The 16,437-nt window shown below is 67.0% G+C and carries 16 protein-coding genes; 11 read left to right on the plus strand and 5 right to left on the minus strand.

The genetic code is table 11. The features are described 5' to 3' along the window. Positions 1-40 precede the first annotated feature (40 nt). The gene (gene rapZ, locus AVE30378_RS08130) at positions 41-913 is read left to right on the plus strand and encodes an RNase adapter RapZ (protein ID WP_129240466.1); all 873 of its coding nucleotides are present in this window, start codon (positions 41-43) and stop codon (positions 911-913) included. Further along, entirely contained in the window at positions 910-1,869 is a 960-nt protein-coding gene (locus tag AVE30378_RS08135; protein ID WP_129240318.1) for a septal ring lytic transglycosylase RlpA family protein, read from the plus strand. The genes rapZ and AVE30378_RS08135 overlap by 4 nt, the downstream gene beginning before the upstream one ends. A 12-nt stretch (positions 1,870-1,881) precedes the next feature. Here the strand turns inward: AVE30378_RS08135 and AVE30378_RS08140 are convergent, their stop codons facing one another. After that, on the minus strand, positions 1,882-2,466 hold the full coding sequence (locus AVE30378_RS08140) for a methylated-DNA--[protein]-cysteine S-methyltransferase (RefSeq protein WP_129240320.1): 585 nt from the start codon (positions 2,464-2,466) through the stop codon (positions 1,882-1,884). A 3-nt stretch (positions 2,467-2,469) separates the two neighbouring features. After that, on the minus strand, positions 2,470-3,405 hold the full coding sequence (rsmI, locus tag AVE30378_RS08145; protein ID WP_129240322.1) for a 16S rRNA (cytidine(1402)-2'-O)-methyltransferase: 936 nt from the start codon (positions 3,403-3,405) through the stop codon (positions 2,470-2,472). A gap of 66 nt (positions 3,406-3,471) precedes the next feature. On the opposite strand from rsmI, the gene AVE30378_RS08150 reads away from it, so the two are divergent. The 4 genes from AVE30378_RS08150 to AVE30378_RS08165 all read left to right on the plus strand — a co-directional run bounded on the left by AVE30378_RS08150 (position 3,472) and on the right by AVE30378_RS08165 (position 5,857). After that, positions 3,472-3,954: a YraN family protein gene (locus AVE30378_RS08150; RefSeq protein WP_129240324.1), complete on the plus strand. Its 483-nt coding sequence runs from the start codon at positions 3,472-3,474 to the stop codon at positions 3,952-3,954. 84 nt (positions 3,955-4,038) lie between these two features. Beyond that, positions 4,039-4,632, plus strand: coding sequence for a phosphoheptose isomerase (locus AVE30378_RS08155; protein ID WP_165359025.1), 594 nt, complete (start codon positions 4,039-4,041; stop codon positions 4,630-4,632). Further along, positions 4,629-5,369 carry a BON domain-containing protein gene (locus AVE30378_RS08160; protein ID WP_129240326.1) on the plus strand — a complete coding sequence of 247 codons (741 nt, stop codon included), beginning with the start codon at positions 4,629-4,631 and terminating at the stop codon, positions 5,367-5,369. Before AVE30378_RS08155 ends, AVE30378_RS08160 begins: the two co-directional genes overlap by 4 nt. After that, positions 5,366-5,857, plus strand: coding sequence for a peroxiredoxin family protein (locus AVE30378_RS08165; protein ID WP_129240328.1), 492 nt, complete (start codon positions 5,366-5,368; stop codon positions 5,855-5,857). The genes AVE30378_RS08160 and AVE30378_RS08165 overlap by 4 nt, the downstream gene beginning before the upstream one ends. Before the next feature lie 193 nt (positions 5,858-6,050). On the opposite strand, the gene AVE30378_RS08170 is transcribed toward AVE30378_RS08165, so the two are convergent. Then, positions 6,051-6,839 (minus strand): MetQ/NlpA family ABC transporter substrate-binding protein, encoded by a 789-nt coding sequence (locus AVE30378_RS08170; protein ID WP_129240330.1) that lies wholly within the window; start codon positions 6,837-6,839, stop codon positions 6,051-6,053. A gap of 264 nt (positions 6,840-7,103) precedes the next feature. Between AVE30378_RS08170 and argB the strand changes: the two genes are divergently transcribed. From argB to AVE30378_RS08195, 5 genes are all read left to right on the plus strand, one after another. Further along, positions 7,104-8,006: an acetylglutamate kinase gene (argB, locus tag AVE30378_RS08175; protein WP_129240332.1), complete on the plus strand. Its 903-nt coding sequence runs from the start codon at positions 7,104-7,106 to the stop codon at positions 8,004-8,006. Between the two features lie 187 nt (positions 8,007-8,193). After that, positions 8,194-8,940 carry a pyrimidine 5'-nucleotidase gene (locus tag AVE30378_RS08180; protein WP_129240335.1) on the plus strand — a complete coding sequence of 249 codons (747 nt, stop codon included), beginning with the start codon at positions 8,194-8,196 and terminating at the stop codon, positions 8,938-8,940. Between the two features lie 54 nt (positions 8,941-8,994). After that, complete coding sequence (gene slmA, locus AVE30378_RS08185) at positions 8,995-9,570, plus strand: nucleoid occlusion factor SlmA (protein WP_129240337.1); 576 nt, start codon at positions 8,995-8,997, stop codon at positions 9,568-9,570. 203 nt (positions 9,571-9,773) lie between these two features. Continuing rightward, positions 9,774-11,267 (plus strand): DASS family sodium-coupled anion symporter, encoded by a 1,494-nt coding sequence (locus AVE30378_RS08190; protein ID WP_129240339.1) that lies wholly within the window; start codon positions 9,774-9,776, stop codon positions 11,265-11,267. Positions 11,268-11,279: 12 nt separating this feature from the next. Continuing rightward, positions 11,280-12,329, plus strand: coding sequence for an Ldh family oxidoreductase (locus AVE30378_RS08195; protein ID WP_129240341.1), 1,050 nt, complete (start codon positions 11,280-11,282; stop codon positions 12,327-12,329). A gap of 1,040 nt (positions 12,330-13,369) precedes the next feature. On the opposite strand, the gene rodA is transcribed toward AVE30378_RS08195, so the two are convergent. Further along, positions 13,370-14,506: a rod shape-determining protein RodA gene (gene rodA, locus AVE30378_RS08200; RefSeq protein ID WP_129240343.1), complete on the minus strand. Its 1,137-nt coding sequence runs from the start codon at positions 14,504-14,506 to the stop codon at positions 13,370-13,372. Continuing rightward, positions 14,503-16,431, minus strand: coding sequence for a penicillin-binding protein 2 (mrdA, locus tag AVE30378_RS08205; protein WP_129240346.1), 1,929 nt, complete (start codon positions 16,429-16,431; stop codon positions 14,503-14,505). The genes rodA and mrdA overlap by 4 nt, the downstream gene beginning before the upstream one ends. Between the last annotated feature and the right edge of the window lie 6 nt (positions 16,432-16,437).

Consider the following 16,437-nt stretch of genomic DNA (forward strand, 5'->3'; position numbering starts at 1 on the left):
CGCCGGCATCGTCCTGGAAAAGCGTGCCACAATCATGTCCATGTTGAAAGTCGTCCTCGTCACCGGCATCTCCGGCTCCGGCAAGTCCGTCGCCCTGCGCATGCTCGAGGACGCCAGCTACACCTGCGTCGACAACCTGCCCGTGCGGTTCCTGACCGAATTCATCGCCAACGCCCGGGACGAAGGCCTGGAGCGGGTGGCCGTCGCCATCGACGTCCGCTCGCCCGGCGAACTGGCCGAGCTGCCGGACGTGGTGACCGCGCTGCGCGCCATGGGCACGAGCCTGCGCGTGATCTTCCTGGACGCCAGCACCGCGACGCTGGTGCAGCGCTACTCCGAATCCCGCCGGCGCCATCCGCTGACCGACCGGCTGCAGCGCGGCGGCACCGCGCCTTCCCTGACCGACTGCATCGCGCTGGAGCGCGAACTGCTGGCGCCGCTGCGCGACCAGGAACACGTCATCGACACCTCGGACCTGACGCCGGGGCAACTGCGCGCCTGGATCCGCGACCTGATCCAGGCCGATCGCGCGCCGCTGGTGCTGACGTTCGAATCCTTTGCCTACAAGCGCGGCGTGCCCGGCGACGCCGACCTGGTGTTCGACGTGCGCTGCCTGCCCAACCCCTACTACGACCGCAACCTGCGCCCCCTGACCGGGCGCGACGAGCCCGTGGCCGCCTGGCTGGCTGGCTTCGACCTGGTGGGCCAGATGATCGACGACATCGCCGGTTTCCTGAACCGGTGGCTGCCCCAATACACGCAAGACACCCGCAACTACCTGACCGTCGCCATCGGCTGCACCGGCGGCCAGCACCGTTCCGTGTACGTGGTCGAGCAACTGGCGCTGCGCTTCGCCGACCACGACCCGCTGCTGGTGCGCCACCGCACCCAACTGCCCGACGAATCCGCATGACCCTGTCCCGCCCGCTCCAACTGATCCCGATGCTGTTGCTGGCCATTGCCGTGGCCGGCTGTTCTTCCACCGGCGGGCGTAAAAAGGGCGGCTACTACAAGGACGACGGGCCCGACGCGAATCCGCCCGCGAACCTGGACCAGGTGCCCGACGCGGTGCCGAAGGTGGAACCGTACGCCAGCGGCGCGAACCGCCCCTACGTCGTGTTCGGCCAGCGCTACGTGCCCGACACCAGCGGCCAGCCCTACAAGAAGCGCGGCACCGCCTCCTGGTACGGCAAGAAATTCCACGGCAATTCCACGTCCATCGGCGAAGCCTACGACATGTACTCCATGACGGCCGCCCACACGACGCTTCCGCTGCCCAGCTACGCGCGCGTCACCAGCCTGGTCAACGGCAAGACCGTCGTCGTGCGGGTGAACGACCGCGGCCCCTTCCACAGCGACCGCATCATGGACCTGTCCTATGTCGCGGCGTACAAGCTCGGCATCATCGGGCCAGGCAGCGGGCAGGTGGTCGTGGAGGCCATCCCCCCGGACGAGATACGGCGCCTGGCCTCGCAGGGCGCGCCGGCCGCGGCCCCGCCGGAGCCCGCATCGGCGACCGGGTCCGCGCCGGTGTCCGCCCCCGTGGCCGCCGTCCCCGTCGCGCTCACGGCGGAACCCCTGCCGGCGCCCGCGCCCGGCTCGGCCCCCGTGCGCCAGTCGGCGGCGGGCGGCCCGGGCAACGTCTATCTTCAGGTGGGCGCGTTCAGCCAGCCGGCCAACGCGCAATCGCTGGTCAGCCGGATCAACACGCAACTGGGCGCCGAAGGCGCGCCGCCCGCGTCGATGGAACAGTCCAATAGCCTGTACCGGGTCAAGATCGGCCCCTACCCCGACCGGCAAAGCGCCTTGAACGCCGTGCCGCTGGTGTCGGACCGCATCGGCATCCTGCCCAGCATCGCCGCGCAATAAGGAATTCCCTGGCTACCAGGGCAGTTCCGCCTGCCCGTCGCAGACGCGGCGCGCGCGCGGGTTGCGGCTGCGGTACAGATTGCCTTCGTGCGCCAGCAGCGCCTGCTTGCGCGGCAGCCCGCCGCCGAAGCCGGTCAGCGCGGTGTCGGCCCCGATCACGCGATGGCACGGAATGATGATGCTGATCGGGTTGCGCCCCACGGCGCCGCCGACCGCCTGGGCCCCCTTGGGCCGGCCCACCGTGCGGGCCAGTTCGCCGTAGCTGGCCAGCACCCCGAACCCCAGGTCGCACAGGGCGTGCCAGACCTGGTGCTGGAAAGCCGTGCCGACGGGATCCAGCGGCACGTCGAACGTACGCCGCCGGCCGGCGAACCACTCGTCCAGTTCGCGGCGCGCCTGCTCCAGGATGGGATCGGATTCCGCCAGCAGCCAGCCTTCGGCCGACGGCAGCAGGGCCTGGTCGCTGAACCAGGCGCCGCGCAGGCCCTTGGGGCTGGCGACCAGGCGCATGTCTCCCAGCGGCGTGGGCATGTCGCGGTAGGTGAGCCGTTCGTTGGGATCGGCGGGCTTGTTGGACACGACCGTTGCGTAAGTCATGGCTTATTCCGACGATTTCTTGCGGGCCAGCGCCCGGTTGTACAGAACGTCCCGCGGCAGGCCGGAGACCTTGGCCGCGACGCGGGCGGCGTCGCGCAGCGACAGCGACTCCAGTAGGGCGTCCAGCAGCGCGTCGGTGCGCGGGTCGGCGTCGTCCTGCACGGGTTCGTCCTCGCGGGCGTGCGCGATCAACACGAATTCGCCCTGCTCGCGGTGGGCGTCCGCCGCCAGCCAGGCCGCGCCCTCGCCCATCGGGAAGGTGGCGATCTCTTCGAAGCGCTTGGTCAGTTCGCGCGCAACGGTCAGCCGGCGGTCCGGGCCGCAGACTTCCAGCAGGTCGGCCAGGGTGGCCGCGATCCGGTGCGGCGATTCGAACATCACCACCGGCGCGGGCAGCGCGCACCAGGTGCGCAGCCAGCGCTGGCGGGCCGCCGCCTTGGACGGCGCGAAACCGGCGAACGCATAGGCCGGGTTTTCGTCCGTGGTGACGCCGCTGCCCATCAGCGCCGCGATCACGGCGCTGGGGCCGGGCACCGGCACCACCTTGAAGCCGGCCTCGCGCACGGCGCGCACGATCCGCGCTCCCGGATCGCTGACGGCGGGCGCGCCGGCGTCGGACACCAGGGCCACGCGCTGGCCCTGTTCCAGCCGTCCGCAGATGGCCTGGGCGGCCGCGGCTTCGTTGTGGCGGTGGGCCGCCATGAGCGGCGTGGCGACGCCCCAGGCGTCCAGCAGCGTGCGGCTGGCCCGGGTGTCCTCGGCCGCGATCACGTCGGCGCGCTGCAAGGCATGCCAGGCGCGCAACCCCAGGTCGCCCAGGTTGCCGATCGGCGTGGCCACGACGTACAGCGTCGAGGCGGGCCAATGCTGCTCCGCCACGCGTTCGGCAACGCGGGACCAGGCATCTCCGGCTGGCGGGGGTGAGACATTTTGATTCATTGCAGCCTACTGACACGGAAAACCATGTCAGTGTAGCCGCCTATGCCCGCCGCCTCCGGAGCCCCCATGACGGATGAGACCTTGCGCCTGGCCTGCGAACTGGCCCTGGCCGCCCGCCGCCTCGCCAACAGGCGCCGCCGCCGCGCGGAACGCCGGCCGCCGGCCGAACGCCCGCCGCCGCGGCGCTCGCCCACCCAACGCGCGGGCGACCGCCACGAAGCCGCCGCGCTGCGCCTGCTGCGGGCGCAGGGCCTGGCGCTGCTGGCGCGCAACCTGCGGACCCGCGCCGGCGAGATCGACCTGGCCATGCGCGATGGCGACACCCTGGTGTTCGTCGAAGTCCGCTCGCGCGGCCGCACCCGCTATGGCGGCGCCGCGGCCAGCATCGGCCCCGAGAAACAGGCCCGGCTGGCCCGCGCCGCGGCGCATTGGCTGCCCGAACTGGCCCGGCGGCACTGGCAAGGCAGGCCGCCGCCGGCCCGCTTCGACGCGGTCGTTTTCGAGGCGAGCCGTCCGCAATGGCTGCGCGGGGCGTTCTGGCTGGCCTGAATCCCGCCGCGCCGGTTACGTCCCGCCCGAAGCTCGTTACGCCTGGATAGAACGGCGTGACGGCCCCGTGAGATAATCGCGGCCATGGACATGACCTCTCGTATGACGTCGCACTTTCGCGACGCCATGGCTGCGTACGAACAAAGCATGAACGTGCTGGCCGAGCCGCTGGCGATAGCGGTGGACGTGCTGTTCGGCGCCCTGGCGAACAACGGCAAGATTCTGGCTTGCGGCAATGGCGGCTCGGCCGCCGACGCGCAGCACTTCATCGCCGAACTGGTGGGCCGCTTCGAGCGCGAACGCCTGCCCCTGGCCGGCATCGCGCTCAATACCGATACCTCCATCCTCACGGCCGTCGGCAACGACTACGGCTTCGACGAGGTCTTCGAGCGCCAGGTCAATGCCTTCGGCCAGGCCGGCGACGTGCTGGTGGCGATCTCCACCAGCGGCAATTCCCCCAATGTGGTGCGCGCCATGGAAGCCGCCAGCGCCCGCGAAATGCACGTGCTTGCCCTGACCGGCAAGGGCGGCGGCGTCATGGGGGAACTCATTACGCCCATGGACGTCCATCTATGTGTTCCCAGCGATCGCACCATGCGCATCCAGGAAGTCCACATTCTGCTGCTGCACGCACTGTGCGACGGCATTGACGCTCTTCTGCTTGGAGACACCGAATGATTTCTGACGTCCGAACCGCCGCCCGCCCGCTGATGCTTGCCGCGGCGCTGTCCACCGCCGCCCTGTCGCTGTCGGCCTGCGCGCCGCTGATCATGGGCGGCGCGGCCGCCACCACGGCGGTCGTCGTGACGGACCGCCGGACTTCCGGCATCCAGCTCGAAGACCAGAACATGGCGTTCAAGGCGCAGAGCCAGATCTCGCAGAAGCTGGGCGAAACCGCCCGCGTCAACGCCATGGCCTACGGCGGCCACCTGCTGCTGACCGGCGACGTGCCCACCGAAGAAGCCAAGAGCCAGGCCACGGCCATCGCCCAGGGCGTGGAAAACGTCAAGCAGGTCACCAACCAGTTGACGGTGGGCCCCATCGCTTCGTTCGGCGTGCGCTCCAACGACACCTGGCTGACCTCCAAGGTCAAGACCGCCCTGATCAACACCAAGTACGTGCCTTCGGGCACCATCGCCGTCACGACCGACCACGGCGTCGTCTACCTCATGGGCAAGGTGACGCAGGCCGAGGGCGACTACGCCGCCAATGCCACCGCGGACGTGGGCGGCGTGGCCAGGGTGGTTAAACTGTTCGAAACCATCAGCCGCGAGGAAGCGATCCGGCTGTCGAACAGCGGTTCCCAGTCCAACACCGCCACGGAAACCAAGGCGCCGATCGAAAGCGGCGCGGGCGCGGCCAGCGACAACGCGGGCGGCACGGGCGGCGGCGTAGAGGTCATGCCCATCAAATGAAAAAAGCCATCGTAGCGCTCGCCGTCCTGGTGGCGGTCGGCATCGGCGCCTGGTTCGTCCTGCGCCCCGCGCAGACCGCCCCCGACGTCACCTTCACCACCCTGGAAGGCAAGACCTTCTCCATGCAGGACCTGCGCGGCAAGGTCGTGCTGGTCAAGTTCTGGGCGACCAGTTGCGTGACCTGCGTGAAGCAGATGCCCGAGACCATCGCGGCCTACAACGAATACGCCGGCAAGGGCTATGAGGCGGTCGCGGTCGCCATGGACTACGATCCGCCCAACTTCGTGCTGAATTTCGCCGAAACCCGCAAGCTGCCGTTCCCGGTGGCCCTGGACACCAAGGGCGACATCGCCCGCGCCTTCGGCGACATCCGCCTGACGCCCACGGCCTTCCTGATCGACAAGAAAGGCAACATCATCAAGCGCTACCTGGGCGAATACGATGTCGCGGAATTCCACGCGACGGTGGAAAAGGCGTTGGCGGGGTAGGCTCCCCCCAAGTGTCTGACACCCGTACGAAATGGCCGCCAGGTTGACGCCGGCGTTCGCGGGTGTCTGACACTGACTTCAGATACGGCCGGTGTCAGACACCCGGGGGGCACTATCCCGCGTTCGTCAGGCTATCTCGTACGGGTGTCAGACACGCGGAAGGGTTGTACAGGGTGTCAGACACGCGGAAGGGTTAGAAAGCCGGAACCACCGCCCCCTTGTACTTCTCCTGGATGAACGCCTTCACTTCCGGCGTGTGCAGGGCATTCACCAGCTTCTTGATCCCCGGCGCGTCCTTGTTGTCCTCGCGGGTCACCAGGATGTTGGCGTAGGGCGAATCCGAGCCTTCGATGAACAGCGCGTCCTTGGTCGGCACCAGGCCGGCTTCCAGCGCGTAGTTGGTGTTGATCAGCGCCAGGTCCACGTCGTCCAGCGAACGCGGCAGCATCGCGGCTTCCAGTTCGCGGAACTTCAGCTTCTTGGGATTCTCGACCACGTCCGCCGCGGTCGCGAGGATGTTGGCCGGGTCCTTCAGCTTGATCAGGCCCTGCTTCTGCAGCAGCACGAGCGCGCGGCCGCCGTTGGACGGGTCGTTCGGGATGGCGACGGCCGCGCCGTCCTTGAGTTCGGACAGGCTCTTGATCTTCTTGGAATAGCCGCCGAAGGGCTCGACGTGCACCAGGGCCACCGGCACCAGGTTGGCCTTGCGGTCCTTGTTGAACGAATCCAGGTAGGGCTTGTGCTGGAAGAAGTTCGCGTCCAGTTGCTTGTCCGCGAGCTGCAGGTTCGGCTGCACGTAGTCGCTGAACACCTTGATGTCGAGCTCCACGCCTTCCTTGGCGAGTTGCGGTTTCACCACTTCCAGGATCTCGGCGTGCGGGACCTGAGTCGCGCCGACCACCACTTTTTCGGCATGGGCGGCGTTCGCCGCCACCAGGAAGGCCGACGCCACCAGGGCGGAACGGACAAGATTCAAACGCATGTATTGCCTCTTATATAGGTAAAAATTGGGGACAAAAGTCCTGCCAATACGGCCTAACCCCCTTTTGCGGGGTTCGCCGTTGCGAAAACGCCCCCAATTTACCTGAATGCCGGTTATTTGTCGGGCATATGAACATGGGTTTAAAGCATAAGAAACCTGTGGGTACTACAATCCGTCGTATGCTTGCGCTACCGCGTCCCGAACGCGTTTTTGTGCAGGCATTTTTTCTAACCATTCATACGTATATTTGCCGACTTAGCTGCCATGACCGACACCCCCGACCCTGCCGCCGTTTCGTCTCCTGCTGTCAAAGCCGCCGTGCTGTCTGAAGCACTGCCGTACATCCGACGATTTCACGGCAAGACCATCGTGGTCAAGTACGGCGGCAACGCCATGACGGAAGAGCGTTTGCAGCGCAGCTTCGCGCACGACGTCGTGCTGCTGAAGCTGGTGGGGCTGAATCCGGTGGTGGTCCACGGCGGCGGTCCGCAGATCGATGACGCGCTGCGCCGCATCGGCAAGCAGGGCACCTTCATCCAGGGCATGCGCGTCACCGACGCCGAAACCATGGAAGTCGTGGAATGGGTGCTGGGCGGACAGGTCCAGCAGGACATCGTCATGATGATCAACGAGGTCGGCGGCAAGGCCGTCGGCCTGACCGGCAAGGACGGCGGACTGATCCAGGCCCGCAAGAAGCTGATGGACAACAAGGACAACCCGTCCGAACCCATCGACATCGGCTTCGTCGGCGACATCACCATGGTCGAGCCCGCGGTGGTCAAGGCGCTGCAGGACGACCAGTTCATCCCCGTCATCTCGCCGATCGGCTATGGCGAGGACGGCACGGCCTACAACATCAACGCCGACGTCGTGGCCGGCAAGATGGCTGAAGTGCTGGGCGCCGAAAAGCTGCTGATGCTGACCAACACTCCCGGGGTGCTGGACAAGAGCGGCAAGCTCCTGCGCAGCCTGTCGGCCCAGACCATCGACGAACTGTTCGCCGACGGCACGATCTCCGGCGGCATGCTGCCCAAGATCTCGTCCGCGCTGGATGCCGCCAAGAACGGCGTGAATTCCGTGCACATCGTCGACGGCCGCGTGCCGCACTGCCTGTTGCTGGAAATCCTGACCGACCAGGGCGTGGGCACGATGATCAGCTCGCACTGATGCCCCCCCCGCAGCGCTGCGCGCTTCCCCCCAGGGGGCGCCGCTGCGGACCGGCGGAGCCGGATCCGCGCGGCCCTGATTGGGGCGGCCTTGCCATGTTGGGGTGCTTTGCCTGCCTTGCCGCATTGCCGGCGGAAACCTCTTCGTTCGGCCTCTTTCGGGTGGCGCGTAGCGCCATGGGCAATTGATGCGGGCCCATCGCCAGTTGCTGCGGCCGGCGGTGCGGCTGCGCCGCTCCCGGCAGACGGCCGCGGCCGTTTCCGAGCGACTGTGGCTGTTCGACCTCGACAACACGCTGCACGATACCTCGCACGCCATCTTCCCCCGTATCGACCACGGCATGACCATGGCCGTGGCCGAGGCGCTGAACGTGGACATCGACACCGCCAACCGCGTGCGCTCGCTGTACTGGAAACGCTACGGCGCCACCATGATCGGCATGGTCAAGCACCACGGCGTGGACCCGCATGCCTTTCTGCACCGCAGCCACGATTTCGATGTGAATTCGCTGGTCCGCGCGGAGAAAGCGCTGGCGTACAAGCTGCGGCGTCTGCCTGGCCGCAAGGTGCTGCTGACCAACGCGCCCCTGGGCTACGCGCGCGCCGTGCTGGCCCGCCTGGGCATCCTGCGCCTGTTCGACAGTCTGTGGGCCATCGAACACATGCGCCTGCATGGCGAATTCCGCCCCAAGCCCTCGGCCGCCCTGCTGCGCTACGTGCTGGCGCGCGAAGGCGTCCCGGCCCACCGCGCGGTCCTGGTGGAAGACACGCTGGCCAACCTGCGCGGCGCGCGCCGGGCCGGCCTGCGCACCGTGCACGTGTACCATCCGGGCACGCCTTTTTCCCGCGGCCGGTCGCAACGCCCGGCCTACGTCGACTTGCGGGTAAACTCCGTCAGTGATTTGCTGTTACGCCGACGTCCCTTGCGGGGATAGCGGCGCGCTCCTCCCTCCCCTTCACCGTCAGCCTGCGCGAGAGCAGACACTTCCATGGCGAGCAAACCCGGCGAGCGCAAGACCCAGATTCTGCAAACCCTGGCCGAGATGCTGGAGCAGCCCCATGCGTCCCGCATCACCACGGCCGCCCTCGCCGCGCGCCTGGAAGTCTCGGAAGCCGCGCTGTACCGGCACTTCGCCAGCAAGGCGCAGATGTTCGAAGGGCTGATCGAATTCATCGAGACCAGCATCTTCACGCTGGTCAACCAGATCGCCACCGCCGAGCCCTACGGGCTGGCCCAGGCCCACCAGACCGTCTCCATGCTGCTGACCTTCTCGGAACGCAACAAGGGCATGACGCGGGTACTGACCGGCGACGCCCTGGTAACGGAAGACAACCGCCTGCAGGAACGCATCAACCACATCAACGACCGCATCGAAGCGTCGCTGAAGCAATCGCTGCGCATCGCGATCACCGACGGCGGCCTGCCGCCGGAAGCCAACGTCGCCGCGCATGCCAGCCTGCTGACGCACCTGGTGCTGGGCCGCTGGCTACGCTATGCCCAGAGCGGCTGGCGCGTTGCGCCCACGTTGCACCTGAACGAACAATTGCGCCTGGCGCTGGGCTGAGCGGCTTGCCGCCGGCGGGGGCCGACGAGCATAATGCGCGGGATAGGTTTTCCACAAGCGCAAATCTCCATCTGCTTGACTTGAATCAATACGGGTTTTCCGCAATGCCGTCACGATCATCCTGTAGCGTCGACATGCCGAATTGATTAATCCCGTGCTCGCGGGGCGGCGTGTCGTCAGTTTGACCTCAACCGGAGATGGATATGACCGCGCAAGCCGCCGTTCCTGCCTCGCAAGCCCCAAAGAAAACCAAAATTCCCATCGGACTGGTCGCCGGCATCGTCGTGATGATCGGCGTGCTGCTGCTGCCCCTGCCGGCCGACCTGCCCGTCGCGGGCCATCGGATGCTCGCCATCCTCGCGTTTGCCGTGGTGGTCTGGATTACCGAAGCCGTGTCCTACGAAGCCAGCGCGATCATGATCACGACGCTGATGGCCTTCCTGCTGGGCACGGCTCCGACAGTCAAAGACCCGCAAGTGCTCTACGGCACGTCGGCCGCGATCAGCATGGCGCTGACCGGCTTCTCGAACTCGGCGCTCGCGCTGGTCACGGGCGCCCTGTTCATCGCCGCGGCGATGACGTTCACCGGGCTGGACCGGCGCATCGCGCTGGTGACCCTGTCCAGGGTGGGCACCAGCACCCGCCGCATCCTGATCGGGTGCATCGCCGTCACCATCGTGCTGAGCCTGGTCGTGCCCAGCGCCACCGCGCGCAGCGCGGCCGTGGTGCCCATCATGATGGGCGTGATCGCGGCCTTCGGCGTGGACAAGCGCTCCAACATCGCCGCCGGCATCATGATCATCGTGGCCCAGGCCACCAGCATCTGGAACGTCGGCATCCAGACCGCCGCGGCGCAGAACCTGCTGACCGTCGGCTTCATGGAAAAGATGCTGGGCGAACGCGTGGCGTGGTCGGACTGGCTGATCGCCGGCGCCCCCTGGTCGCTGATCATGTCGGTGGTGCTGATCGTCATCGTGCTCAAGCTGCTGCCGCCGGAAAGCGACAGCATCGCGGGAGGCAAGGAAGCGGTCGAGAAGTCGCTGCTTGAACTGGGCCCCATGACCGCCGCGCAGAAGCGCCTGATGGCCGTGTCCATCATGCTGCTGCTGTTCTGGTCGACCGAAGGCAAGCTGCACAAGTTCGACACGACCTCCACCACCTACTTCGGCCTCGTGCTGCTGTTGCTGCCGCGCTTTGGCGTGATGACCTGGAAAGACGTGCAATCGCGCATCCCATGGGGCACCGTGATCGTGTTCGGCGTCGGCATCAGCCTGGGCACCGCGCTGCTGACCACGCAGGCCGGCCAATGGCTGGGCAACCAGGTCGTGGCGCACACCGGCCTGGACCACCTCGGACCCCTGGCCATCTTCGCGATCCTGGCGGCCTTCCTGATCGTCATCCACCTGGGTTTCGCCAGCGCCACCGCGCTGACCTCGGCGATGCTGCCGATCCTGATCTCGGTGCTGGCCACGCTGCCGGGCGACTTCAGCCGCCTGGGCATGACCATGCTGCTGGGCTTCGTGGTGAGCTACGGCTTCATCCTCCCGATCAACGCGCCGCAGAACATGGTGTGCCTGGGCACGGAGACCTTCAACGCCAAGCAGTTCGCCAAGGTCGGCATCCTGGTCACCATCATCGGCTATGCGCTCATGATCCTGATGGGCATGACCTACTGGCGCTGGCTGGGCTGGCTGTAAGGAGGGCGGACGATGAAACTATCGCTAGCCCAGGCCAACGAATACGGCCGCCTCGTGCTGATGGCGCAAGGCGTGCCCGAGGACATCGCCCGCGATGTGGCCGAGCACCTGGTGGAGTCCGACCGGGTCGGCTACACCAGCCACGGCCTGTCCATCCTGACGAACTACCGCCGCGTGCTGTCCGAGGGCCTGGCCCGGCCGGACGGCCGTCCGGAACTGGTCAACGACCGCGGCGCCATGCTGGCCTACGATGGCCACCACGGGCTGGGACAGTACGTCGGCAAGGTGATCATCGAAAAGGCCATCGAGCGTACGCAGGAACACGGCCAGTGCATCCTGACCCTGCGCCACAGCCACCACCTGGGCCGCATGGGCCACTTCGGGGAAATGGTCGCCGCCAAGGGACTGATCCTGCTGGCCTTCACCAACGTGATCAACCGCTCGCCCACCGTCGCCCCTTTCGGCGGCGCGCAGGCGTGCCTGACCACCAACCCGCTGTGCTTCGCCGGCCCGCTCCCCGGCGGCCGCCCGCCCTTCATCGTGGACATGGCCACCAGCTCGATCGCCGTGAACAAGGCGCGGGTGCTGGCCGCCAAGGGCGAACAGGCCCCGCCGGGATCGCTGATCGACGCGCAGGGCAATCCCACCACGGATCCCAACGCGCTGTTCTCCGATCCCCCCGGCGCCCTGCTGCCGTTCGGCGGCCACAAGGGCTACGCGCTGGGACTGGTGGCCGAACTGCTGGCCGGCGTCCTGTCGGGCGGCGGCACGATCCAGCCCGAGCATCCCCGCATCGGGGTGGCGACGAACAATATGTTCGCGCTGCTGCTGGATCCGCAGGTGGACTTCAATACGGACTGGCGGTCGATGGAGGTGGGCGCGTTCATCGACTACCTGCACGCCTGCAAGCCGCAACCCGGCGTCGAAGCCGTGCAGTATCCCGGCGAATACGAAGCCCGCAACCGGGCGGTGAACGCGGATTCCGTGGAATTCGACAGCCGGATCTGGGATGGGTTGAAGCAGTTGGCGAACGATCTGGGCGTGCCGGAGGCATTGCCGTGAGGTAGCGTTTCGCGGGTGTCTGACACCTGGCATTCTTGAGGCACCTGCGCCAGTGTCTGACACCCTCAGGCCGGGGCATGTCAGGCTTGAAGCAGCGCTTCGTGGGTGTCTGACACCCGGGAAGATCGCTTCAATCCGCGAGGTCATCTCGTACGGATGTCAGACACCTGGCATTCTTGGGACACCTGCGCCAGTGTCTGACACCCTCAGGCCGGGGCATGTCAGGCTTGAAGCAGCGCTTCGTGGGTGTCTGACACCCGGGAAGATCGCTTCAATCCGCACGGCCATCTCGTACGGGTGTCAGACACCTGGCATTCTTGAAACACCTGTGCCAGTGTCAGACACCCTCAGGCCGGGGCATGTCAGGCTTGAAGCAGCGCTTCGTGGGTGTCTGACACCCGGGAAGATCGCTTCAATCCGCGCGATCATCTCGTACGGGTGTCAGACACCTGGCATTAACTGGCATTCCTGAGACACCTTCCGGGGCGGCGCTCCGCTGATCGTCATTTCAACCCCGATGCCGGATGGGCGGCGCGCGCGTCCGGGTCTGCATGCGCAAGCGGCAGCCTGCCGCGCGCGCCGCCCATCACCGCCCCCCCCTCGCACGATAGTGCACACCAGCAAACCACTCACCCGCATTCGCGCAAGCGCACCCGCGCCGACGCACAAGGCTGCGTATGCCGCTTGCGGCCGCCCGCGCGGCCGCAAGCGGCGGGCAACGCAAACCCCGTCCCTGAACACAGGTCCAGCAGCGCGGCGAGCCAAGACGGCGGCAGCCCGTCGGCGCGGGCGCCGTGGACGCGAGCAACCTCGATGCGCCCGAGGGAATCCGAAGGAGTCGCCGAAGGCGAGGACGAGGATGACGCAGGGGAAGTCCGGAGCGAAGGCTCCGGACCGCAATCGTGGGCGCGAGCGGCCATGGCGCCCGCGCCGACGGGCGACCTACGAAGAACAACCTACCAAGAACAACCTACCAAGAGAGACCTAGGAAAAGCAACCGACAGCGCCTACAAAGCCCACCCCGACGCCCACCAGAAGAATCAACTCTTCACCGACCGATGCCGACTAATACTCATCATGATGCCGAAAGCAATCCCCATGGTGAACAAAGCCGTCCCCCCGTAGCTCATGAACGGCAACGGCACTCCCACCACCGGCAGAATCCCCGTCACCATCCCCACGTTCACGAACACGTAAATGAACAGCATCATCGTCAACGCCCCCGACAGCAAGCGCCCGAACTGCGACGACGCCCGCGACGCGATGGTCAGCCCCCGCGCCATCATCAGGCCGTACAGCACCAGGAGGGCGATGCCCCCGTACAGGCCGAATTCCTCGGCGTACACGGCGAAGATGAAGTCGGTGGTGCGTTCGGGGATGAAGTCCAGGTGGGTCTGCGTGCCCTTCATGTAGCCCTTGCCGTACATCCCCCCCGAGCCCACCGCGATCATCGACTGGATCGTGTGGAAGCCCTTGCCCAGGGGATCGGAACTGGGGTTGAGCAGGGTGCATACCCGGTGCTTCTGGTAGTCGTGCAGCACCACCCAGTCCACCTCGGGTTCGCACAACTGGTCCTCGTAGTAGATCAGCGTGCCGATGGCGATGATGCCCGCCAGCATGACGGGCACCAGCAACTTGAACGACAGGCCCGCGAAATAGATCACGAAAAAACCGGCGCCGAACACCAGCAGCGCCGTGCCCAGGTCGGGCTGCAGCACGATCAGCCCGAACGGCGCGGCCAGCATGGCGGCGGCGGCCAGGAAGTCGCGGATGCGGACGGCGCCTTCGTGGCGCTGGAAGTACCAGGCCAGCATCATCGGCACGCCGATCTTCATCATTTCCGACGGCTGGATGCGGGTCACGCCCAGGTTGAGCCAGCGGGTGGCGCCCTTGCTGGTTTCGCCGAAGAACTCCACGCCCAGCAGCAGCACCACGCCCACCACGTAGAAGGGCAAGGCCAGCTTCATCAGCCACTTGGGCGGAATCAGCGCCATGGTCCACATCGCGAAAAAGGCGATGATGAAGTTGCGCGACTGCTCGGCGAACCGCCAGTCGGTGCCGCCCACGGCCGAATGCATGACGGTCAGGCCCAGCGCCGCGAACATCAGCAGGATCGCCAGCAGCGGCCAGTCGAAGGCCGTGAACACGCGCAACAGGATGAGGCCCAGGCGTTTCATCGTTCGCGCACCACTTCGGAGGCTATGGTTTCAACCGAGGCCAGGGGGTCCGCGCGGTCGGGCCGCACGATCCTGTCCTGCCTGTCCTTGGCCAGCCAGTAATCGAATACCTTGCGCGCGACCGGCGCGGCGACGCTCGCGCCCCAGCCGGCGTTCTCGACGATCAGCGCCACCGCGATGCGGGGGTGCTCCAGCGGCGCGAATCCCATGAACAGGGCGTGGTCGCGCAGGCGCTCGTCGATGGCGCTGGCGCGGTAATGGCCGCCCCGCAGGCTGAACACCTGCGCGGTGCCGGTCTTGCCGGCCGCCTGGTAGGGCGCGTTCGCGAAAGCGCGCCGCGCCGTGCCGGCGCGCACCACGTCCGCCATGGCGTTCTTGATCACGTCGACGTTGGCCTGCTTGAGCGGAATGCGGTAATCGGGCACGGATTCGGTCGGCTTGGCCACGCCGCTGCGCGGATCGCGCACGGCGTGCACCAGGTGCGGACGGCGGTAGAGCCCGTTGTTGGCCAGGGTGGACGTTCCCTGCGCCAACTGCAGCAGCGTGAAGGCGTTGTAGCCCTGTCCGACCGCCACGGAAATCGTCTCGCCCGCATACCAGCGCTGGCGCTCCTTGTCCTTGTAGGCCGAGCGTTTCCAGTCGGTGGACGGCAGCACCCCGCGCTTCTCGCCTTCCAGGTCGATGCCGGTGATCTGGCCGAAACCGAACTGCTTGGTGAAATCGTGCAGCGCGTTCACTCCGATCTCGGGGCCGAGGGAATAAAAATAGGTGTCGGATGACACCACGATGGCCTTGTGCATGTCGGTCATGCCGTAGGCCGCGCCGCCGGCGTTGCGGAACTTCTGGCCGCCGAACTCGAAATAGCCGGGATCCGAAATCCGGTCCGTGGCGCGGCGCTTGCCCAGTTCCAGCGCGGCCAGGCCCACGAAGGGCTTGTACGTGGAACCGATGGGATAGGTGCCGTAAAGCGGCCGGTTGATCAGCGGGTGGTCCGGCGATTCGTTCAGCATGCGCCAGTTGTCCACGTCGATGCCGTCCACGAACAGGTTGGGGTCGAAGGACGGCTGCGAGACGAAGGCCAGGACCTCGCCGGTGTCGGGGTCCAGGGCGACCAGCGCGCCGCGCTGCCCTTCGAAGGCCTCTTCGGCCACCTTCTGCAGCCCCAGGTCGATGGACAGCATGATGTCGGAACCGGGCACCGGGTCGATCCGGCGCAGCGTGCGCATCGGCCGCCCGCCGGCGGTCACTTCGACCTCTTCCAGGCCGGTGCGGCCGTGCAGTTGCTCTTCCCAGGTCTTCTCGATGCCCTTCTTGCCGATGACGTCGGTGCCGCGGTAGTTGCCCAGCAGGCCGGCGCGGTCCAGTTCTTCGATGTCGCCCTCGGCGATGCGGCCGATATAGCCCACCACGTGGGCGGCCGACAGGCCTTGCGGATACTCGCGCACCCAGCGGGCGCGCAGTTCCACGCCCGGAAACTGGAAGGCGTGCGCCGCGAACCAGGCGGCCTCGGTCTCGTTGAGGTTATTGCGCAGTTGCAGGCTGGCGTAGCGGCTGGATTCCGCGGCGCGGCGCTTGAAGCGCCGCTGGTCCGTCGGGCTGATGTACACGACCTCGGTCAGCCGGTCGAACAGCTCGTTCATGTTGCCGGCCTGGGCCGGCACGACCTCGAGCGTATAGGTGCGGTAGTTGCGCGCCAGCACCTCGCCGTTGCGGTCCAGGATCTCGCCGCGCCGGGGCGGGATCGGCACGACGGCGATGCGGTTGCGGTCGGCGCGCTCGGACAGGCCTTCGTAGCGGTCGACCTGCAGATACCAGAACCGGCCGACCAGCACGCCGAAGCAGGCCAGCGCGAAGATGCCGCCCACCCAGGCGCGCAGGCGGAAACGCTGCTTCTGCTGCTGGCCGGTTTTCTTGAATTCGAACATGACGCG

This window comes from Achromobacter veterisilvae, from assembly GCF_900496975.1.
Classification (GTDB): domain Bacteria; phylum Pseudomonadota; class Gammaproteobacteria; order Burkholderiales; family Burkholderiaceae_B; genus Achromobacter; species Achromobacter veterisilvae.

Bases quoted from the DNA above. Each gene is read 5' to 3' on its own strand.
- slmA (WP_129240337.1), top strand. From the start codon at position 8,995: ATGGCGAGCAAACCCGGCGAGCGCAAGACCCAGATTCTGCAAACCCTG.
- AVE30378_RS08135 (WP_129240318.1), top strand. From the start codon at position 910: ATGACCCTGTCCCGCCCGCTCCAACTGATCCCGATGCTGTTGCTGGCC.
- AVE30378_RS08170 (WP_129240330.1), bottom strand. From the start codon at position 6,839: ATGCGTTTGAATCTTGTCCGTTCCGCCCTGGTGGCGTCGGCCTTCCTG.
- AVE30378_RS08165 (WP_129240328.1), top strand. From the start codon at position 5,366: ATGAAAAAAGCCATCGTAGCGCTCGCCGTCCTGGTGGCGGTCGGCATC.
- mrdA (WP_129240346.1), bottom strand. From the start codon at position 16,431: ATGTTCGAATTCAAGAAAACCGGCCAGCAGCAGAAGCAGCGTTTCCGC.
- rapZ (WP_129240466.1), top strand. From the start codon at position 41: ATGTTGAAAGTCGTCCTCGTCACCGGCATCTCCGGCTCCGGCAAGTCC.
- argB (WP_129240332.1), top strand. From the start codon at position 7,104: ATGACCGACACCCCCGACCCTGCCGCCGTTTCGTCTCCTGCTGTCAAA.
- AVE30378_RS08155 (WP_165359025.1), top strand. From the start codon at position 4,039: ATGGACATGACCTCTCGTATGACGTCGCACTTTCGCGACGCCATGGCT.
- AVE30378_RS08190 (WP_129240339.1), top strand. From the start codon at position 9,774: ATGACCGCGCAAGCCGCCGTTCCTGCCTCGCAAGCCCCAAAGAAAACC.
- rsmI (WP_129240322.1), bottom strand. From the start codon at position 3,405: ATGAATCAAAATGTCTCACCCCCGCCAGCCGGAGATGCCTGGTCCCGC.
- AVE30378_RS08140 (WP_129240320.1), bottom strand. From the start codon at position 2,466: ATGACTTACGCAACGGTCGTGTCCAACAAGCCCGCCGATCCCAACGAA.
- AVE30378_RS08195 (WP_129240341.1), top strand. From the start codon at position 11,280: ATGAAACTATCGCTAGCCCAGGCCAACGAATACGGCCGCCTCGTGCTG.
- AVE30378_RS08160 (WP_129240326.1), top strand. From the start codon at position 4,629: ATGATTTCTGACGTCCGAACCGCCGCCCGCCCGCTGATGCTTGCCGCG.
- AVE30378_RS08180 (WP_129240335.1), top strand. From the start codon at position 8,194: ATGCGGGCCCATCGCCAGTTGCTGCGGCCGGCGGTGCGGCTGCGCCGC.
- rodA (WP_129240343.1), bottom strand. From the start codon at position 14,506: ATGAAACGCCTGGGCCTCATCCTGTTGCGCGTGTTCACGGCCTTCGAC.
- AVE30378_RS08150 (WP_129240324.1), top strand. From the start codon at position 3,472: ATGACGGATGAGACCTTGCGCCTGGCCTGCGAACTGGCCCTGGCCGCC.